General features: G+C 71.5%; 15 protein-coding genes and 1 tRNA gene. 10 read left to right on the top strand and 6 right to left on the bottom strand.

Annotated elements, in window-relative coordinates:
• Positions 1-59: 59 nt before the first annotated feature.
• The 9 genes from AC1DVI_RS27415 (at position 60) to AC1DVI_RS27375 (ending at position 9,132) form a co-directional block, all read left to right on the top strand.
• A complete protein-coding gene (locus tag AC1DVI_RS27415; protein WP_476960671.1) occupies positions 60-1,013 on the top strand; it encodes a peptidylprolyl isomerase in 954 nt (317 codons plus the stop codon).
• A gap of 160 nt (positions 1,014-1,173) precedes the next feature.
• Positions 1,174-2,412, top strand: coding sequence for a bifunctional glutamate N-acetyltransferase/amino-acid acetyltransferase ArgJ (gene argJ, locus AC1DVI_RS27410; protein WP_476960670.1), 1,239 nt, complete (start codon positions 1,174-1,176; stop codon positions 2,410-2,412).
• 16 nt (positions 2,413-2,428) lie between these two features.
• Complete coding sequence (locus tag AC1DVI_RS27405; RefSeq protein WP_476960669.1) at positions 2,429-2,947, top strand: GNAT family N-acetyltransferase; 519 nt, start codon at positions 2,429-2,431, stop codon at positions 2,945-2,947.
• Positions 2,947-3,390, top strand: a complete 444-nt coding sequence (gene mutT, locus AC1DVI_RS27400) for an 8-oxo-dGTP diphosphatase MutT (RefSeq protein WP_476960668.1) — start codon at positions 2,947-2,949, stop codon at positions 3,388-3,390. The genes AC1DVI_RS27405 and mutT overlap by 1 nt, the downstream gene beginning before the upstream one ends.
• 439 nt (positions 3,391-3,829) lie before the next feature.
• Entirely contained in the window at positions 3,830-5,758 is a 1,929-nt protein-coding gene (gene recQ / locus AC1DVI_RS27395) for a DNA helicase RecQ (RefSeq protein ID WP_476960667.1), read from the top strand.
• Positions 5,759-5,839: 81 nt separating this feature from the next.
• Positions 5,840-5,914: transfer RNA gene (locus tag AC1DVI_RS27390), tRNA-Thr, on the top strand.
• Between the two features lie 82 nt (positions 5,915-5,996).
• A complete protein-coding gene (locus AC1DVI_RS27385; RefSeq protein WP_476960666.1) occupies positions 5,997-7,568 on the top strand; it encodes a glycosyltransferase in 1,572 nt (523 codons plus the stop codon).
• 183 nt (positions 7,569-7,751) lie between these two features.
• Positions 7,752-8,165, top strand: coding sequence for a hypothetical protein (locus tag AC1DVI_RS27380; protein WP_476960665.1), 414 nt, complete (start codon positions 7,752-7,754; stop codon positions 8,163-8,165).
• A gap of 52 nt (positions 8,166-8,217) precedes the next feature.
• Entirely contained in the window at positions 8,218-9,132 is a 915-nt protein-coding gene (locus tag AC1DVI_RS27375) for a DMT family transporter (RefSeq protein WP_476960664.1), read from the top strand.
• A gap of 4 nt (positions 9,133-9,136) precedes the next feature.
• On the opposite strand, the gene AC1DVI_RS27370 is transcribed toward AC1DVI_RS27375, so the two are convergent.
• From AC1DVI_RS27370 to AC1DVI_RS27360, 3 genes are all read right to left on the bottom strand, one after another.
• The gene (locus tag AC1DVI_RS27370) at positions 9,137-10,420 is read right to left on the bottom strand and encodes a TRAP transporter large permease (RefSeq protein WP_476960663.1); all 1,284 of its coding nucleotides are present in this window, start codon (positions 10,418-10,420) and stop codon (positions 9,137-9,139) included.
• The gene (locus AC1DVI_RS27365; RefSeq protein ID WP_476960662.1) at positions 10,420-10,875 is read right to left on the bottom strand and encodes a TRAP transporter small permease; all 456 of its coding nucleotides are present in this window, start codon (positions 10,873-10,875) and stop codon (positions 10,420-10,422) included. The genes AC1DVI_RS27370 and AC1DVI_RS27365 overlap by 1 nt, the downstream gene beginning before the upstream one ends.
• Before the next feature lie 98 nt (positions 10,876-10,973).
• Positions 10,974-12,011 carry a DctP family TRAP transporter solute-binding subunit gene (locus AC1DVI_RS27360; protein ID WP_476960661.1) on the bottom strand — a complete coding sequence of 346 codons (1,038 nt, stop codon included), beginning with the start codon at positions 12,009-12,011 and terminating at the stop codon, positions 10,974-10,976.
• 149 nt (positions 12,012-12,160) lie between these two features.
• Here AC1DVI_RS27360 and AC1DVI_RS27355 point away from each other — a divergent pair, with 149 nt between their 5' ends.
• Positions 12,161-12,808, top strand: a complete 648-nt coding sequence (locus tag AC1DVI_RS27355) for an OmpA family protein (RefSeq protein WP_476960660.1) — start codon at positions 12,161-12,163, stop codon at positions 12,806-12,808.
• A 15-nt stretch (positions 12,809-12,823) separates the two neighbouring features.
• Here AC1DVI_RS27355 and tagF read toward each other — a convergent pair whose 3' ends face one another.
• The 3 genes from tagF to icmH all read right to left on the bottom strand — a co-directional run.
• Positions 12,824-13,468 carry a type VI secretion system-associated protein TagF gene (gene tagF, locus AC1DVI_RS27350; RefSeq protein WP_014239131.1) on the bottom strand — a complete coding sequence of 215 codons (645 nt, stop codon included), beginning with the start codon at positions 13,466-13,468 and terminating at the stop codon, positions 12,824-12,826.
• Positions 13,468-15,468 (bottom strand): type VI secretion system membrane subunit TssM, encoded by a 2,001-nt coding sequence (gene tssM / locus AC1DVI_RS27345; protein WP_476960659.1) that lies wholly within the window; start codon positions 15,466-15,468, stop codon positions 13,468-13,470. The genes tagF and tssM overlap by 1 nt, the downstream gene beginning before the upstream one ends.
• A 10-nt stretch (positions 15,469-15,478) precedes the next feature.
• Positions 15,479-16,702 (bottom strand): type IVB secretion system protein IcmH/DotU (icmH, locus tag AC1DVI_RS27340; protein WP_476960658.1); only part of this gene is annotated, 1,224 nt, incomplete at its 5' end.

Below are 16,702 nucleotides of genomic sequence, written 5' to 3'. Positions count from 1 at the left end.
AAGCCCCCTGTCATAACGTTGCCTGTGACAAGACACATCCGCCGGAAGGAAAAGACTCCATGGTGAATCGAGTGTTCCGCGCCGCCCTGCTGTCGATGGCCGCCTGCGGCCTCGCGCTGGCCGCACACGCCCAGACTCCGGCTCCCGCCGCCACGCCCGCTCCTGCCGCGCAGGCCGCTCCCGCCCCGGCGGAGGCCGATCCGGTGGTGGCGCGCGTCAACGGCGAGGCGGTCCACCGCTCCGACGTCCAGCGCATGGTCGCCCAGCTTCCGCCGCAGGTGCAGCAGATGCCGCTGGAGATGATCTACCCGGCGGTGATCGAGCAGCTCGTCAATTCCAAGCTGGTGGCCGAGGCCGGCTACAAGGCCAACCTCGCCGGCACGCCGGAGGTCAAGGACGAGATCAAGCGCGCCGAGGAGCGCGCGGTTCAGCGCGCCTACATCCAGAAGGAAGTGCAGTCGCGCATCACCCCGGCCAAGCTGGACGAGGCCTACCAGGCCTTCCTGAAGCAGAACCCGGCCCAGGAAGAGGTCAAGGCCAGCCACATCCTCGTCGAGAAGGAGGATGAGGCCAAGGCGATCATCGCCCAGCTCAAGAAGGGCGGCGACTTCGCCAAGCTGGCCAAGGAGAAGTCGAAGGACCCGGTGGCCGCCGAGCAGGGCGGCGATCTCGGCTACTTCACCAAGGACACGATGGTCGAGCCCTTCGCCGACGCCGCCTTCGCCATGAAGAAGGGCGAGGTGAGCAAGGAGCCGGTGAAGACGCAGTTCGGCTGGCACATCATCAAGGTCGAGGACAAGCGCACCCAGCCGCAGCCGTCCCTGGACGAGGTGAAGCCGCAGCTCGAGCAGCAGCTCAGCAAGGACATCGTGACCAACGTCGTCGACGATCTGCGCAAGGTCGCCAAGGTCGAGACCTTCCAGCTCGACGGCTCGCCGATGCCGAAGGAGGAGCCGGCCCAGACCGCTCCGGCCCAGAGCGCCCCGAAGGCCGAAGAGCCGAAGAAGAACTAAGCTCCGGCAGCGGTTGCCCCCACCCCGACCCTCCCCCGCTGACGCAGGGGAGGGAGATTGGTCCCCTCCCCCGCCCAGCGGGGGAGGGTTAGGGAGGGGGCAAGCGCCCGCACATCAATACCCCTCACCCCCGCTCCACCAGCCCCGCGAGCCCGTCCCCATGGCCACGACCGTCTCCCCCTTGGCACCCGCCGGCTTCCCGACGCTCCCGCCCGTGGCGGGCGTGCGCATCGCCACCGCCAACAGCGGCATCCGATACAAGGGCCGCGACGACCTGATGCTGGCCGTGCTCGACGAGGGCACGACGGTGGCCGGCGTGCTGACCAAGTCCCTGACCTGCTCCGCCCCGGTGATCTGGTGCCGCGACAGCCTGCCCCGCGGCTCGGCCCGCGCGGTCGTGGTCAACGCCGGCAACGCCAACGCCTTCACCGGCAAGGCCGGCGACGCCACCGTCCAGGCGACGGTCGAGGCCGCCGCCAAGATCGTCGGCTGCGCCACCGACGAGGTCTACGTCGCCTCCACCGGCGTGATCGGCATCCCGCTGGCCGCCGACGCCATCGCCAAGGTCCTGCCCGGCATGGTTCCGGCGCTGAAGGACGATTCGGCGGCGCTGGAGGCCGGGGCGCGCGCCATCATGACCACCGACACCTTCGCCAAGGGCTCGACCCGTCAGGTAGCCATCGGCGGGACGACGGTGACGATCAGCGGCTTCGCCAAGGGCTCCGGCATGATCGCCCCGGACATGGCGACGATGCTGGGCTTCCTCTTCACCGACGCCGCCATCGCCGCCCCGGCGTTGCAGTCCATGCTGTCGGAGTTCACCGAGCGCAGCTTCAACGCCATCACCGTGGACGGCGACACCTCGACCAGCGACACGCTGCTGCTGTTCGCCACCGGCAAGGCCGGCAACGCCCCGGTGACCGACGCCCGGGCGCCGGAGCTGGCCGCGTTCCGCAAGGCGCTGGAGGAGGTGATGCTCGACCTCGCGCTGCAGATCGTGCGCGACGGCGAGGGGGCGACCAAGTTCGTCTCGATCACGCTGGTCGGCGCCGAGAGCGACGCCGCCGCCAAGCGCATCGCCCTGACCGTCGCCAACTCCCCGCTGGTCAAGACCGCGCTGGCCGGCGAGGACGCCAATTGGGGCCGCATCGTCGCCGCCATCGGGCGGGCGGGCGAGCGGGCCGACCGCGACCTCATCAAGATCACCATCGGCGGCACGCTGATCTGCGCCGAGGGCATGGAGGTTCCGGGCTACGACGAGGCGCCGGTCGCCGCCCACATGAAGGGCCAGGAGATCGACGTGCACATCGACCTGGGCATCGGCGCCGGCAAATCCCGCGTCTGGACCTGCGACCTGACCCACGGCTACATCGACATCAACGGCTCCTACCGGAGCTGAGGCCGGCCTTGACGTCATGACCGGCGCGCCCCTGCCCGAGCGCCTCGACACGGCGCGGCTGATGCTCCGCCCCTTCCGCATGGAGGATGTGGAGCGCTTCGTTCCGCTGATCGGGGAGTGGGAGGTGGCGCGCTGGCTCGCCCGCGTGCCCCACCCCTACGGCCCGGAGGACGGGCGCGCCTGGGTCGCCCTGGCCGCACGCAATCGGGCGGAGCGCGCGTCGCTCGACCTGCTGGTGGTCCGTAGGGACGATAACCAGCCGGTCGGCGGCATCGGCGTGATCCTGGCGGACGGCGAAGTCGGCTATTGGCTCGGCCTGCCGCACCAGGGCATCGGCTACGGCACGGAGATGCTGCGGGCCGTCGTTCCCGCCGCCTTCGCGCTGGGCCTGTCCCGCCTGTGGGCGCGGACCGCTCCGGACAACCACCGCTCCCGCCGCGTGCTGGAAAAGGTCGGCTTCCTGCCGCTCGACGACGCCGACCATTATGGACTGACCGCCGGACGCTGGCGGTTCCTCACCCAGGAGACCGCGTGATGCCGGCCTGCTTCGATCCCTCCTCCACCCCGGCCCCCGGTTCCCTGCCGACCCTGCTGGTCGTCGCGGTGGCCCTGGTGGACGCCGACGGCCGCGTCCTGCTGGCCCAGCGCCCGCCCGGCAAGTCGCTGGCCGGGCTGTGGGAGTTCCCCGGCGGCAAGGTCGACGCGGGTGAGACGCCGGAGGCCGCCCTGGTTCGCGAGTTGAAGGAGGAGCTGGGCATCGACACGGCGGCGAGCTGCCTCGCCCCCTTCACCTTCGCCTCGCACAGCTACGAGAAATTCCACCTGCTGATGCCGCTGTTCGTCTGCCGCGTCTGGGAGGGCGACGTGATGGCGCGGGAGGGGCAAACGCTCGCCTGGGTCTACCCGAACCGCATGGGCGACTATCCCATGCCCCCCGCCGATGTGCCGCTGGTGGCGATGCTGCGCGACCTGTTGTAGCCGGTTGGGGATTTGCAACGCCGGGGAATTGCGCTACCTTGTCGGGAGTGGCCGGCAGGTGCTGTGAACACCCACCGGCACGCTCCTAGTGCTTAGCCAACGGTGATGCGGATTTCGATCCGCCATCGCCGCCACTGGAGCACCAGGAAAAAGGGCATTTTTGGCATGCCTCTTTCTCCTTTCGAAACGGCGGGTGGCCAATTCCACCCGCCGCTTTCACCTTACACGCGATTGGATGCATTCGCGCCACGGTTTTCCCGCGTCACGCGATGCGCCACCCTTGTCCCCACGCTCTTTCCGGATTGCGCCTTCACGAATCGGGTGATCTGTGCCACATCATAGCCGTCGCGTTCGGGATCGCATCCCGACCACCAGATTCTGACCCGAACACCAGATTCTAAATCGTCCAGAGACGGACCCGCATCTGAACCGCATCGGCGTGGACTCGCTCTTCAATCTCAAGGCGCCTCCGGCGGAGCCGGCCCAGGACCCTGATGGCAACCCCGCCCTGGAGGTGTTGCGGTCGGTCTTCGGCTATTCCGCCTTCCGCGGGCAGCAGGCCGACATCATCGCCCACGTGATCCGTGGCGGCGACGCGCTCGTCCTCATGCCCACGGGCGGCGGCAAGTCGCTGTGCTACCAGGTGCCGGCGCTGGTGCGCGACGGCGTGACGGTGGTGGTTTCGCCGCTGATCGCGCTGATGCGGGACCAGGTGACGGCGCTGCGCGAGTTGGGCGTGCGGGCGGCCTTCCTCAACTCCTCCCTCGACGCCGCCGAGGCGCGCGAGGTGGAGCGGGCCATGGTCCGCGGCGAGATCGACCTCGTCTATGTGGCGCCGGAACGTCTGGTCACCCCGCGCTTCCTCGATCTGCTGGACCGCACCAAGCTCGCCCTCTTCGCGCTGGACGAGGCGCATTGCGTCAGCCAGTGGGGCCACGATTTCCGGCCCGAGTATCTCCAGCTCTCCATCCTGCACGAGCGGCACCCGACCGTGCCGCGCGTCGCGCTGACCGCCACGGCGGACGCGCAGACCCGCGCCGAGATCAAGGAGAAGCTGGGGCTGACCGAGGCCCGCGTCTTCCTGTCCAGCTTCGACCGGCCCAACATCACCTACCGCGTCGTCCCGAAGAAGAGCGAGCGTCAGCAGATGCTGGCCTTCCTGCGGGAGAACCACCCCGAGGACGCCGGCATCATTTATTGCATGTCGCGGGCGAAGGTCGAGGACACCGCCAACTGGCTGAACCAGCAGGGGCGGGAGGCGCTTCCCTACCACGCCGGGCTGCCGTCGGAGGTTCGCGAGGCGAACCAGGACCTGTTCATCAAGGGCGAAGGCATCGTCATGGTGGCGACGGTGGCCTTCGGCATGGGCATCGACAAGCCGAACGTGCGCTTCGTGTGCCACCTCGACCCGCCCAAGAGCCTGGAAGCCTATTATCAGGAGACCGGCCGCGCCGGGCGCGACGGCCTGCCCGCCGACGCCTGGATGAGCTACGGCATGGCCGACGTGGTCGGCCTGCGCCAGATGCTGGAGCAGTCGGAGGCCGGCGATTCCCACCGCCGCGTCGAGCGCTCCAAGCTGGAGGCGTTGCTCGGCTTCTGCGAGACCTCGGCCTGCCGCCGCAAGGTGTTGCTGAACTATTTCGGCGAGACGCTGGAGGCGCCCTGCGGCAATTGCGACACCTGCCTGGAGCCGGTCGAGACCTGGGACGGCACCGTTGCCGCGCAGAAGGCCCTGTCGGCGGTCTACCGCACCGGCCAGCGCTACGGCGCCGGGCATCTGATCGACGTGCTGCTGGGCAACGCCACGGAGAAGGTGGCGCAGCAGGCCCACGACGCGCTGAAGACCTTCGGCTGCGGCAAGGAGCTGTCGAAGGCGGAATGGCAGTCGGTCTACCGCCAGCTCGTCGCCGCCGGCTATCTGACGGTCGACCTGGAGGGCTATGGCGGCTTCCGCCTGACCGACGCGGGCATCCCGGTCATCAAGGGCCAGCAGACGGTGAAGCTGCGCAAGGACCCGGTCGTCGAGAAGCGCCGCGGCGTCCACGATGCGCTGCGCCGCCACGTCTCGCGCGGCGGCTCAGCCCCCTCCGGCGGCCTGTCCGGCGAGGGCGTGTCGCGGGCCGGCGCGCGCGGCGCCCTGTCGCCCGCCGACGACGCGCTGTGGCACGCGCTGAAGGACTGCCGCACCGAGCTGGCCCGCGCGCAGGGGGTCCCGCCCTACGTGATCTTCCACGACAGCACGCTGCTGGAGATGGTCGCGACACGTCCGACGGACCGCGCCGCCTTCGCCCGCCTGCCCGGCGTCGGCGCCCGCAAGCTGGAGCGTTATGCCGACCCCTTTTTGGACGTCATCCGCCAGAAAGGATAATTTTATCCATCTCCCAAAAAAGCGCTTGCGCCGGTCCGCCCCCGCGGTTAATTTCCGCGCCCACGACGCACCGACGTCGGCGCCGCAGTAGCTCAGGGGTAGAGCAACTGATTCGTAATCAGTAGGTCCGGGGTTCAAATCCCTGCTGCGGCACCACTCTAAGGCCCTGGAAGGTAACGCCTTCCGGGGCCTTTCCATGTGTGGCATGACTCATCGCGCCCTTTTCCCGACAAGGCCGATGCCCCAACCACTCGTCCCCTCCCCCCTCACCGACCTCGCCGTCGCGTTGCGTCGGCCCGTGACGAGCGGGCACGAGCTGAAGGCCATCGAGACGCTCTGCGAGGCCTTTCTCGACCGCCCCAGGGCCGAGCGGGCGCGGGCGGCGCGGGAGTTGCCCCGGCTGGCGCGGGGAGCGGACACCGTCCTGCTGCTGTCGGCCATGGCCGCCGTCTCGGGCGACCTGCGCTATTACGACGAACTGCTCGACGCGGTTGAGGGCAACATCGCGCAATCCGGGCTCGCGGGATTGCTGCACATCCACGCCGGCATCGGGCGCCAGATCTTCCTGATGCGCATGAACCCGGCGAGCCACCCCGGCTTCTTCGAGGAGCGGCAGTTCCCCTTTTACCGCCGCATCCTCGACGAGATCCGCCGCCGTCAGGCCGTCGTCCCGCCCGCCCGCTGGGCCGGGGGAGCGGACAGCGGGCGGGTCGTGCTGGTGACCAACCAGTTCCTGTCGCTGCGCCACCAGCCGTCGCGCGACCTGCTGTCCTACGCCGCCCTGCTGGAGGACCGCTGCGGGCGGGAGGTGGTGATCCTCAACACCAACATCATGCCGACAGAGGTCCACAGCCTGTTCGTGCCCTCCTTCGCGGCGTCGGTGGAACCCGCCTTCTCCGGCGATCAGAGGATCGAGGCGGACGGGCGTGCTTTCCGCATGCTGTCCTCCGTCGAGCCTTGCGTCAGTCCCGGCAAGATCGCCTGGTTCCTGGAGGCCATCGCGGCGCTCGATCCCGACGCGGTGCTGTCGCTCGGCGGGTCGTGCGTCGTGGCCGACCTGATGGCCGGGGCGCGCCCCACCCTGTGCATCCCGACCACCACCGGGGCCACCCTGTCGCTGGCCGACATCGTGCTGGATTTCGGCGGCGGCGCGGCACCCGCCCAGGGACCGCTGGTCCGGTCCTGGCGTCCCTTCCGCTTCCTGCATTCGCTGGCCGGGGCGGCGCCGCGGACGGACGCGGCGCGTGCCGCCTTCGGGCTGGATGAGGGCGCCTTCGTCTGCGCCGTCGTCGGCAACCGTCTGGACGAGGAGGCGGACGGCGCCTTCCTCGCCATGCTGGAGGCGCTGTTCGACCGCGTGCCGCGCGCCGTCGCCGTCTTCGCCGGGCACGCCGACGCCCTGCCCCGGCGGCTGGCCGCCGCGCGCCACGCAGCGCGGCTGCGGTGCCTGGGCTATGTGTCGGACATGGGCGCCCTGCTGGCGGTCTGCGACGCCTATGTGAATCCCCGGCGGACCGGCGGGGGCGCCAGCGCCGCCGAGGCCCTGGCCGCCGGTGCGGTGCCGCTGTCGCTTCCCGGCGGCGACGTTGCCAGCGTCGTCGGCCGGCACTTCATCCATCACGACTATGGCGCTTTCGTCGAGCGGCTGGCCGCTCTGGCCGCCGACCCCGCCGCCCTGGCCGCCGCCGCCGCGGAGGCCCGCGTCCAAGGGTCGCTGCGCACCGGGCCGGAGGAAGCCGCCGCCGACCTGTCGCGCTATCTCGACGAGGCGGCGGCGCTGTTCCGCAGCCGGCGGTCCCCAGCGGATTGATTTGGGCGGATTGATTTGGGCGGATTGATCCGGGCCGCCGCCGTCAACCGCTTTATCGCACAGGCGGAGCAAACTCCCGGCTTGCTTTGGCGCCGGTGCCTTTCCAATATTCCGCGCTCCCCGACCGGGCGTCCGCTGGGACGCCACGGCGGGTGCCTTATTTTCTGCAACGAGGACCTTTTCATGCGCGCCTTCGACGGCCAGCATTCCGACAACGTCGCCATCAAGCGCACGCGGGAGCAGAAGCAGCTTCAGCTCCAGCAGTTGAAGGAGCAGCTCGCCACCTTGAAGTCCCACGCGGCCCCGGCGATCCGTGAAGCTCTGGTAAAGCGCATCGCCGAGCTGGATGCGGAAATGCGCCAACCGCCGAAGCCCCCGCGCGAGGGCCGCGGCGATGGTCCCCGTGGCGAGGGGCGCGGCCCGCGCGGTGACGGTCCCCGTGGCGATGGCCCCCGTGGCGATGGTCCCCGTGGCGACCGCCCGCGCCGCGAGGGCTTCTCCCGCAGCGAAACCTTCCGGTCGGATGGCCCGCGCGGTGACGGTCCCCGGGGCGATGGCCCCCTTTCGCCCTTCGCCTCCCCGCGCCGCCGCGGCTGAGCCGCGGAACGCCCCTTGACGCGTACGTGTCCAGCCCGATGAGCATCCCGCCGTGAGCGAAAACGCCACCCCCGCCCGCCGCCGCCTGTTCGATCAGGCGTGGCTCCTGATGATGTTGCCGCCGCTGTTCTGGTCCAGCAACGCCGTCCTGGGCCGCGCGGTGTCGGGCGAGGTGCCGCCGGTCGGGCTGGCCTTCTGGCGCTGGACGCTGGGGATGCTGCTGGTGCTGCCCTTCGCGTGGCGGCACCTGCGGCACGACGCGCGGGCGCTGGCCAAGCAGTGGCCGGTCGTGCTGCTGCTGTCGGCGCTGGGCATCGCCGTCTTCAACACCTTCCTCTATGTCGGGCTGCACACCACCACGGCGCTGAACGCGGTGATGATGCAGTCCTCCATGCCGGTGCTGATCGTGCTGATGAGCCTGGCCCTGTTCGGCGACCGCGTGACCCCACTGCAAGGGGTCGGCATCGCCGTGTCGCTGGCCGGCGCCCTGACGCTGATCGCGCGGGGCGACCCGGCGGTGCTGATCGGGCTTCAACTCGCCGCCGGGGATTTGTGGGTGCTGGCGGCGGTGCTCGGCTACGCCGCCTACACCGCCCTGCTGCGCCGCCGCCCGACGGTGCATGGCCTCAGCTTCATCGCCGTCACCTTCGCGGGCGGCGCGGCGATGCTGCTGCCCTTCTACCTGTGGGAAAGCGTCGGCGGGAATCCCATGCCGATCACCCCGACGGCGCTGGGGGCGGTCGCCTATGTGGCGCTGTTCCCGTCGATCGCCGCCTATCTCTGCTTCAACCGCGCCGTGGCGCTGGTCGGCGCCAACACGGCGGGAATGTGCATCCATCTGATGCCGGTGTTCGGGAGCGTCCTCGCCATCCTGTTCCTCGGCGAGCAGCCCCACCTCTACCACGCCGCCGGCATCGGCCTGATCGCGGCGGGCATCCTGCTGGCCACCCGCCGCGCCAAGACCTGAAGGGTTACAGGTAGCCGAGCTTCCGGGGCAGCCAGAGCGACAGCTCCGGCACGAAGGTCACCAGCACCAGCGCGCAGAGCATCGCCGCGACCATCCACAGCACCCAGCGCACCGTCGATTCGATGCTGATGCCGGCCACCCGCGTGGTCACCATCAGGTTCACCGCCATGGGCGGGGTGAACTGGCCGATGGCGAGGTTCATGGTCAGCATCACGCCGAACCACACCGGGTCCCAATGGAAGGCGTTCATGATCGGGGTCAGCAGCGGCAGCAGGATCAGGAAGATCGACACCGCGTCGAGCACCATCCCCAGCGCCAGCAGCGCCACATTCAGCAGGAGCAGGACGAGGACCTCGCTGCCCACCCCCTCGATCGCCAAGGCGGCGACCCGGTCGAAGGCGCCCAGCGTGCTGCCCGCCCAGGCGAAGACGCTGGACAGCGCGATGATGAGGAGCACCACGGCGGACATCTCCGCCGCCTCGGCCAGCACCTCGTACAGCTCGCGCCAGGTCAGGCTGCGGTAGACGAAGACGCCGACGGCCAGACCGTAGAAGACGGCGACCACCGCCGCCTCGGTCGGGGTGAAGGCGCCGGTGCGCAGGCCGCCCAGGATGATGACCGGGGCCAGCAGACCCCAGATCGCCTGCCGCAGGCTGCGCCAGAAGGGCGGGCGCGGCCCGGCGTCCTTCAGGCCGAAGCCGTGCTTGCGCGACAGCCAGATCGTCGGCGCCAGCAGCGACAGGCCGGCCAGGATGCCGGGAACCATCCCCGCCGCGAACAGCGCCGGCACCGACGCCTGGGGCACCAGGACGCTGTAGATGATGAAGGCGACCGAGGGCGGGATCAGGATGGCGGTCGCCGCCGCCGCCGCGATCACGCTGGCCGAGAAGGCCTTCGGATAGCCGGCCTTGTGCATGGACGGGATCATCACCGTGGCGACCGCCGCCGCGTCGGCGGGGCCGGAGCCGGAGATGCCGCCCATCACCATGCAGACCAGGATCGCCACCACGGCCAGCCCGCCGTTCTTCGCCCCGACGATGGAGGACGCGAAGGTCACGATCTGCTTGGCGACGCCCGCCCGCTCGAAGATCAGGCCGGCCAGGATGAAGACCGGGATGGCCAGCAGCGGGTATTTCGCGATGCCGGCGTAGACATTGGTCGGAACCGACAGGATGCCGAGCTGCGCGTCCAGGATCGCCAGCGACCCCGCCAGCCCCAGCGCCACCGCCAGCGGCGCGCCGATCACCAGAAGCAGCAGGAAGCCGCCGAACAGAATCGTCAGCGCCATCAGGCGGTCCCCTTCGCCGTGCGGATCAGGCGCCCGATCACGCGCAGGGCGACGACCGCCGAGAGCAGCGGAAGCCACGCCGTGTAGAGCCATTGCGGGTTGCCCAGGCCGGGCGAGGTTTCCTCGAACCGCCACTGGTCGTAGGTCAGGCGCCCGCCGTACCAGACGAGCAGGCCGAACATGGCGAGCGCCGCCGTCCAGGCCACCAGCTCCGTCACCCGGCGCAGGGACGGCGGCAGCTTGTCGGCGATGAAGGTGATGCGGATGTGCCGGTCGGCGGCGGCGGCGACGGCGGAACCGAACAGCGTCATGACCACCAGCAGGAAGATCGAATATTCCTCGGTGAAGGCCAGGGACACGTCGGTGAGGTAGCGCGTCACGACGTTGGCGAAGGTGACGAGGCACAGGGCGGCCATCGACAGGGCGGCCAGCGAACGCTCCAGCGTCACCGGCACCCGCGTCTTGGGCTGCGTCGCAGGGGAGGGCGAATTTCCCTCCCCTGCGACAGCGGGGGAGGGTCAGGGTGGCGGCAATGGCACGGCAAGCGGCAGGCTTACTTCCGGTTGGCGACGGAGGTCTCGGCGGCCTTCACGAGGTCGGGGCCGATGGTCTTGGCCCACTTGTCGTAGACGGCCTGGGTGGCCTTCTGGAACGCCTTCTGCTGGTCGGGCGCCAGCTGCACGATCTCGACGCCCTGGGCGGCGATGTCCTTCAGCAGGCTGTCGTCCTGGGCGGTGATGCCCTTGCGGGCGATGGCGACCTCCTCCGCGGCGGCCTGGACGGCGGCGGCGCGCACCGCCTCCTGATCCTCCTTGGACCAGCTGTTCCAGACCTCCTTGTTGACCACGAAGATCAGCGGGTCGGCGACGTAGCCCCACAGCGTCAGGTGCTTCTGGCCGAGCGTCGGCAGCTTGCCGGCGACGAACACGCCGACCGGGTTCTCCTGGCCGTCGACGGCGCCGGTGGACAGGGCGGGCTGCGCGTCGGCCCAGCTCATCTGCGTCGGGTTGGCGCCGAGCGCGGTGAAGGTGTCGAGGTAGAGCGGCGAACCGACGACGCGGATCTTCAGGCCCTTCAGGTCCTCCGGCGTGCGGATGGCGCGCTTGGAGTTGGAGACCTCGCGGAAGCCGTTCTCGCCCCAGGCCAGCGGCACCACGTCCTTGGTGGCGAGCAGGTCGAACAGCTGCTTGCCGACCGCCCCCTGGGTCAGCGCGTCCATCGCCTTGTGGTCGGGCATCAGGAAGGGCAGCGAGAAGAGGTTGAGCTCCTTCACCTGCGGCGACCAGTTGATGGTGGAGCCCACCGCCATGTCGATCACGCCCTGGCGCAGCGCGGTGAATTCCTTGGTCTGGTCGCCGTTCACCAGAGCGGAGCCGGGATACATCTTCACGTTGATGCGCCCGTTGGTCTTCTCCTTGACCAGCTCGGCCCAGCGGTCGCCGCCGATGCCCCAGGGGAACGGCTTGCCCAGCACGGTGGACAGCTTGTACTCGGCCTTGTAGTCCGCCGCCGCCGCGCCGCTGGCGAGCACGCCCGGCAGCACCATGGTGGCCAGCGCCAGACCGGCGAACAGCGCCTTCATCGACTTCATTCTTGTTTCCTCCCACATACCGCAAACGAAAGATCGGACCGGGATCGTACAGAGGCACGCACGTCTGTTCCACGCGGAATTTGACGGCCCGCCCCCAAGCCTGGGACAATGCGGGCATGCATATGTGCAAAATCCCAACAATCGGGGCATTGACGGTCGGACTTATAGGGGGCTGGCTGGCTCTTCCGGCGGGTGCGGCCCTAGCGCAATCGGCGGCGACGCCCGCCGTCCCGCTCGGCCCCAACCCCAGCGAGTGCGAGATCCAGGCCGCCCTGTTCGGCGCCGCCGGCCCCGGTTGCCCGCCCATCGTCATGAAGCGCCCGCCGCCACCGCCCGTCGCGGCGGCACCGCCCCCGGGTCCCGCATCGGCTTCCGCACCGGCTCCCGCCCCGGTGGCGGTGCCCGCCCTGCCGGGGACGCCGCCGGACCCGCCCGTCGCGGCGCTGAAGGCCGGGCTGCGCGCCGCCTTCCGGATCAACTTCGATTTCAACTCGGCGCGCATCCGTCCGGACTCGCGGGCGGTGCTCGACCGCATCGGCGCGGTGATGACGGCGCCGGAGGCGGCGACCGCCCGCTTCCGCATCGTCGGCCACACCGACGCGGTGGGTGGCGACGCGGCCAACCGGGCGCTTTCGCAACGCCGGGCCGAGGCGGTGGCGGATTATCTGGCGGAGCGGCACGGCGTGCACCGCGACCGGCTGGACACCGCCGGGATGGGCGCGCGGGAACCGCTGCTGCCCAGGACGCCGAAGGCCGCGGAGAACCGCCGGGTGGAGATCGTCAATCTGGGAGGGTGAACTTTCCTCCGCCGCCTACCCGTCGAGGTCGTCCCAGCCCCGCCGCTCCCAGGCGCCATCGATGAAGGCGGCGGCGCGGGACGAGCGCGGCAGGCCGCAGCAGGTCAGCACCGAGGGCGGAACCCGCCCGCCGCCGCGGCTCCACCACAGGCTGGCGCGGGGCGGCAGCGGGCCGACGCGCTCCTCGACCACGGTGGCGACGGTGGGGTCGGCGCCGTTGGGCTCCGGGCGGCCCAGGATCGCCATGCGGGCGGGCAGCGCGTCCACGTCGGCCCCGGCGCGGCAGGCGTCGGCGGCGATGGATTCCGCGCGGGTGAACCAATGCAGGCAGGCCACCGGCACCACCGCGAGGTCGGTGCCGTAGGGCAGCGTGCCGACGATGGTGAAGGGGTACTGCCGCCCCACCCGGTCGGCGCTGGGCATCATGATGCCGGCCAGCGGCGGCTCCCCGCACAGGCCGGGCGACAGGGCGAAGCGCCAGACCGGGGCCGACTGGAACAGCCGCTCCCAGGGCGAGCCGAGCTGGCGCACCGCCGCGTCCAGAACCTCCGTCAGCCAGGCGTCCCAGGGAAGCAGCACGCCGCGCGGCAGGCCGTAGCCCACGAAATCGCCGCGCGCCGGCACCTTCCCGTGGAAGCCCACCGCGAAACCGGGGCTCATCAGCCGGCCCCGCCGTCGTTGGGGGTGCGGGGGATCGGCGCGGTCGGCTGGCCCAGCACGTCGAGGACGCGCGACACCAGCGCCTCGTCCGGGGGCACCGGGGCGAAGCCGGCCTCGACCAGCGCGGCCAGATGGTCGCCGAGCGCCCGGCGCTCCGCCTCATGGGCGGGGCCGGGGAGCGTGCGCTGCCAGTCGGCGGCCAGCCATTCGGCCAGAACCGCCGGGTCCAGCGGCTCCCGCCCGCCGATCATGGCGTAGGCGCGCAGGCTCTGCCGCAGCAGGTCGGGCCGCGCCCATCCGGTGCGCAGCTGTTCCTCCAGCCGCAGCACGATGCGCGACAGGAACACGCTGCGCAGCGCCCGCCGGTAGACGTCCTCGGCGGGCAGGCCGACGCGCTCCCCCTGCGACAGGCCGAAGCCGAGCAGGGACGCCCGCCGCTCCGCCCGCTCGGTCCAGCCGCCGGGCAGCGCGCGCAGCGCGTCGAGCGCCGGCAGGACGGCGAGAAAGTCGGAATCCTCCACCCGCGTCAGCGAACGCGGCGGGGTATCGAGGGCGCGCAGCCGCTCCTCCGCCACCGCCACCGCGGCCTCCGCCCGCGCCAGCAGCGCCTCGTTGGCGCGGTGGCTGTTCAACCCGGCCAGCCCGAGCAGCAGCCCCGCCGCAGCAGCCCCGCCCAGCACCCAGACGTGGCGCCGCCGCCCCGCCCGCTCCAGCGCGCGGTCCACCCCGACCATGTTGGCCTCGGGGAAGACCACCTCGGGCAGCAGCCGTTCCAGGAAGAAGGTCTGGGCCGGCGATTCCGCGGAGGCGCCGGGCTGGGTCGCGCTGGTCAGGTAGATGCCGCGCAGCAGCGGCACCGCCTCGTCCGCCTCGGCGGTGAAGGCGGTGTCGACGAGGTCGGCCAGCGCCGCCTCGAAGCCCGCCATGCGCAGCGGGAAGGCGAAGGCGTCGCCGCGCCGCTGGATGTCCGGCTCCTGGTGCAGCCGTTCGGGAAGCCGCTCCTCCAGCCGGCGCAGCAGCGCCGCGTATTGCGCGTGGAAGCTGGCCAGCGGGCCGGGCGGCGCGTCCTCCACCGGGAAGGTGATGCCCCAGATCTGGGCGCGCTCCGCCCGGTCCAGCGGGTCGAAATAGGTGGTGAAGCCGTCGACGAGGTCGGCCTTGGTGCACAGCAGATAGACCGGCACGCGGATGCCGAGATGGGCGCGCAGCTCGCCCAGCCGCTGGCGGATGGTGATGGCGTGGTTGTGCCGCTCCGCGTCGCTCCAGCCGGCGAGGTCGGTCAGGCTGATGGTCAGCAGCACGCCGTTCACCGGCTGGCGCGGGCGGTGCTCCTTCAGCAGGTCGAGCAGGCCGGACCAGACGCGCCCGTCGATGGCGCGGCGGCTGTCCTGGGTGGTGTAACGGCCCGCCGTGTCGATCAGCACCGCCTCGTCGGTGAACCACCAGTCGCAGTTGCGGGTGCCGCCCAGATTCTGCACCGGCATGCCGTCCAGCCCGCCGCCCAGCGCCGCGCCCAGCCGGGCGTTGGCCAGCGCCGTCGTCTTGCCCGAGCCGGGGGCGCCGATCACCAGATACCAGGGGAGCTGGTAGAGATACTGGCCACCCCAGCGCGCGCCGAAACGCTGCGTCTTCAGCCGGTCGATCACCGCGTCCAGCCGCTCGCGCACCGTGCCCAGCTCGTCCAGCGACGCCTTCAGCTCGGGATCGCGGGACGCCGCCAGCGCCTCGACGAAGCGGGCGTTGGCGGCGCTCTGCCGGCCGTCCTCGTGCCGGTTCAGCGCGTACCACAGGCCGAGCAGGGCCAGCGCCGGCAACAGGCGGGCGAGACCGCCGAAGCCGAGCAGCGGCATCACCGCCCAGCCGAGCAGCCCGACCGACAGGGCGACCGCGAGCGTGGTCCACCAGCGCAGGCGCGGCGCCATCGCCGGGTCGGCGCCATGGGACCGGTTGCGGTTGCGGGAACGGGAGTCGGGGCGGGTGCGCGGAGACGGATCGCTCATGGACCGCGGCCTATTCGGGGTAGAGGCGGACATCGACGCGCCGGTTGGCGCCCCGGTTGGCCGGCGTGGTGTTGGGGGCCAGCGGTTCGCGCTCGCCCCGCCCTTCGGCGGTCAGGCGCTCGGTGCCCAGCGTGCGCTCCAGGATCTTCAACACGGCCACCGCCCGCGCCTCGGTCAGCGCCTCCGGCGTCGGCAGCCCGCCGCCGCGCGGGGTCTGGTCGTCGGTGTGGGCGACCACCAGCACACGCCCCGCCTCGGGACCCAGCGCCTGCCCGACGCGGTCGACCACGGCGCGGTAGCGGGCGCGGATGGCGTCGCTGCCGGTGGCGAACATGCCCGCCCCCTCGATGCGGATGACCAGCGCCCCGTCGTCGCCGGCCAGCACCGCCACGGCGCCAGAACGGATCTCCGGCTGGAGCAGGGCGGTGACGCGGACGGCCAGCGCCGGACCCGCGCTGGGCGGTGGCGGCGGGACGGCGCGGACCAGCTCCAGCGGCCGGTCGGGGAGCAGCGCGCCCAGCCGGGCCACCACCGCGTCCGCCCGGCCGCCCAGCGAGGCGGACAGGGTCAGGAACAGCCCGCCGAGCAGCGTCGCCACCGCCACCGCGGCCAACCAGGGCGGCAGAACGTGCCCCAGCGGGCGGAAGCGTTCGGCGACGCCGCGCCATTGCGGCGACAGCGCGCGCTCCCGCTCGCCGCGCAGGCGGCGCAGCACGCGGAACAGCTCGTCCCGCAGATGGGCGAGGTCGTGGGCGCCGCGCGGCTTGTCGCGGAACTTGCCCTCGAAGCCCAGCGACAGGCAGGCGTAGAACAGCTCCAGTTCCAGCCGGTGCAGGCGCGGGTCGCTCAGCATGGTGTCGAGCAGGTCGAAGAAGCGGTCCGGCCCGCCGGCGCCGGGATCGACCACCACCGCCAGCCCCTCGCGCGCCCAGCGGCAGCGCGCCCCCCAGGGGGTGGCCCGCACCACGTCGTCCAGCATGGTGCACAGGGCGAAGCGGGCGACGCGCACCTCCTCTGGGGGGACACCGATGGCGGCGGCCTCCTCCTCGAAGCGGCGGACCTCGGCGAGGATGACGTCGCGCAGCCCCTCCGGATTCTCGTGCCCCGAGCGTTCGCGCAGCGACCCGGCGAGGTCGAGCAGCGGCCCGGCGGCGGCCAGCAGCGGGTTCAGCGCCCCGCGCAGCCGCGCCGGCTGGTCCGGCGGCGCCTCCGCCGGCGGGCGGTCCTCCGGGGC

The organism is Azospirillum sp. P4_B5 (genome assembly GCF_056402275.1).
This window is presented reverse-complemented; position numbering and strand designations above follow the sequence as displayed.

Bases quoted from the DNA above. Each gene is read 5' to 3' on its own strand.
- AC1DVI_RS27405 (WP_476960669.1), top strand. From the start codon at position 2,429: ATGACCGGCGCGCCCCTGCCCGAGCGCCTCGACACGGCGCGGCTGATG.
- argJ (WP_476960670.1), top strand. From the start codon at position 1,174: ATGGCCACGACCGTCTCCCCCTTGGCACCCGCCGGCTTCCCGACGCTC.
- tssM (WP_476960659.1), bottom strand. From the start codon at position 15,468: ATGAGCGATCCGTCTCCGCGCACCCGCCCCGACTCCCGTTCCCGCAAC.
- AC1DVI_RS27360 (WP_476960661.1), bottom strand. From the start codon at position 12,011: ATGAAGTCGATGAAGGCGCTGTTCGCCGGTCTGGCGCTGGCCACCATG.
- tagF (WP_014239131.1), bottom strand. From the start codon at position 13,468: ATGAGCCCCGGTTTCGCGGTGGGCTTCCACGGGAAGGTGCCGGCGCGC.
- AC1DVI_RS27415 (WP_476960671.1), top strand. From the start codon at position 60: ATGGTGAATCGAGTGTTCCGCGCCGCCCTGCTGTCGATGGCCGCCTGC.
- mutT (WP_476960668.1), top strand. From the start codon at position 2,947: ATGCCGGCCTGCTTCGATCCCTCCTCCACCCCGGCCCCCGGTTCCCTG.
- AC1DVI_RS27370 (WP_476960663.1), bottom strand. From the start codon at position 10,420: ATGGCGCTGACGATTCTGTTCGGCGGCTTCCTGCTGCTTCTGGTGATC.
- AC1DVI_RS27380 (WP_476960665.1), top strand. From the start codon at position 7,752: ATGCGCGCCTTCGACGGCCAGCATTCCGACAACGTCGCCATCAAGCGC.
- AC1DVI_RS27385 (WP_476960666.1), top strand. From the start codon at position 5,997: ATGCCCCAACCACTCGTCCCCTCCCCCCTCACCGACCTCGCCGTCGCG.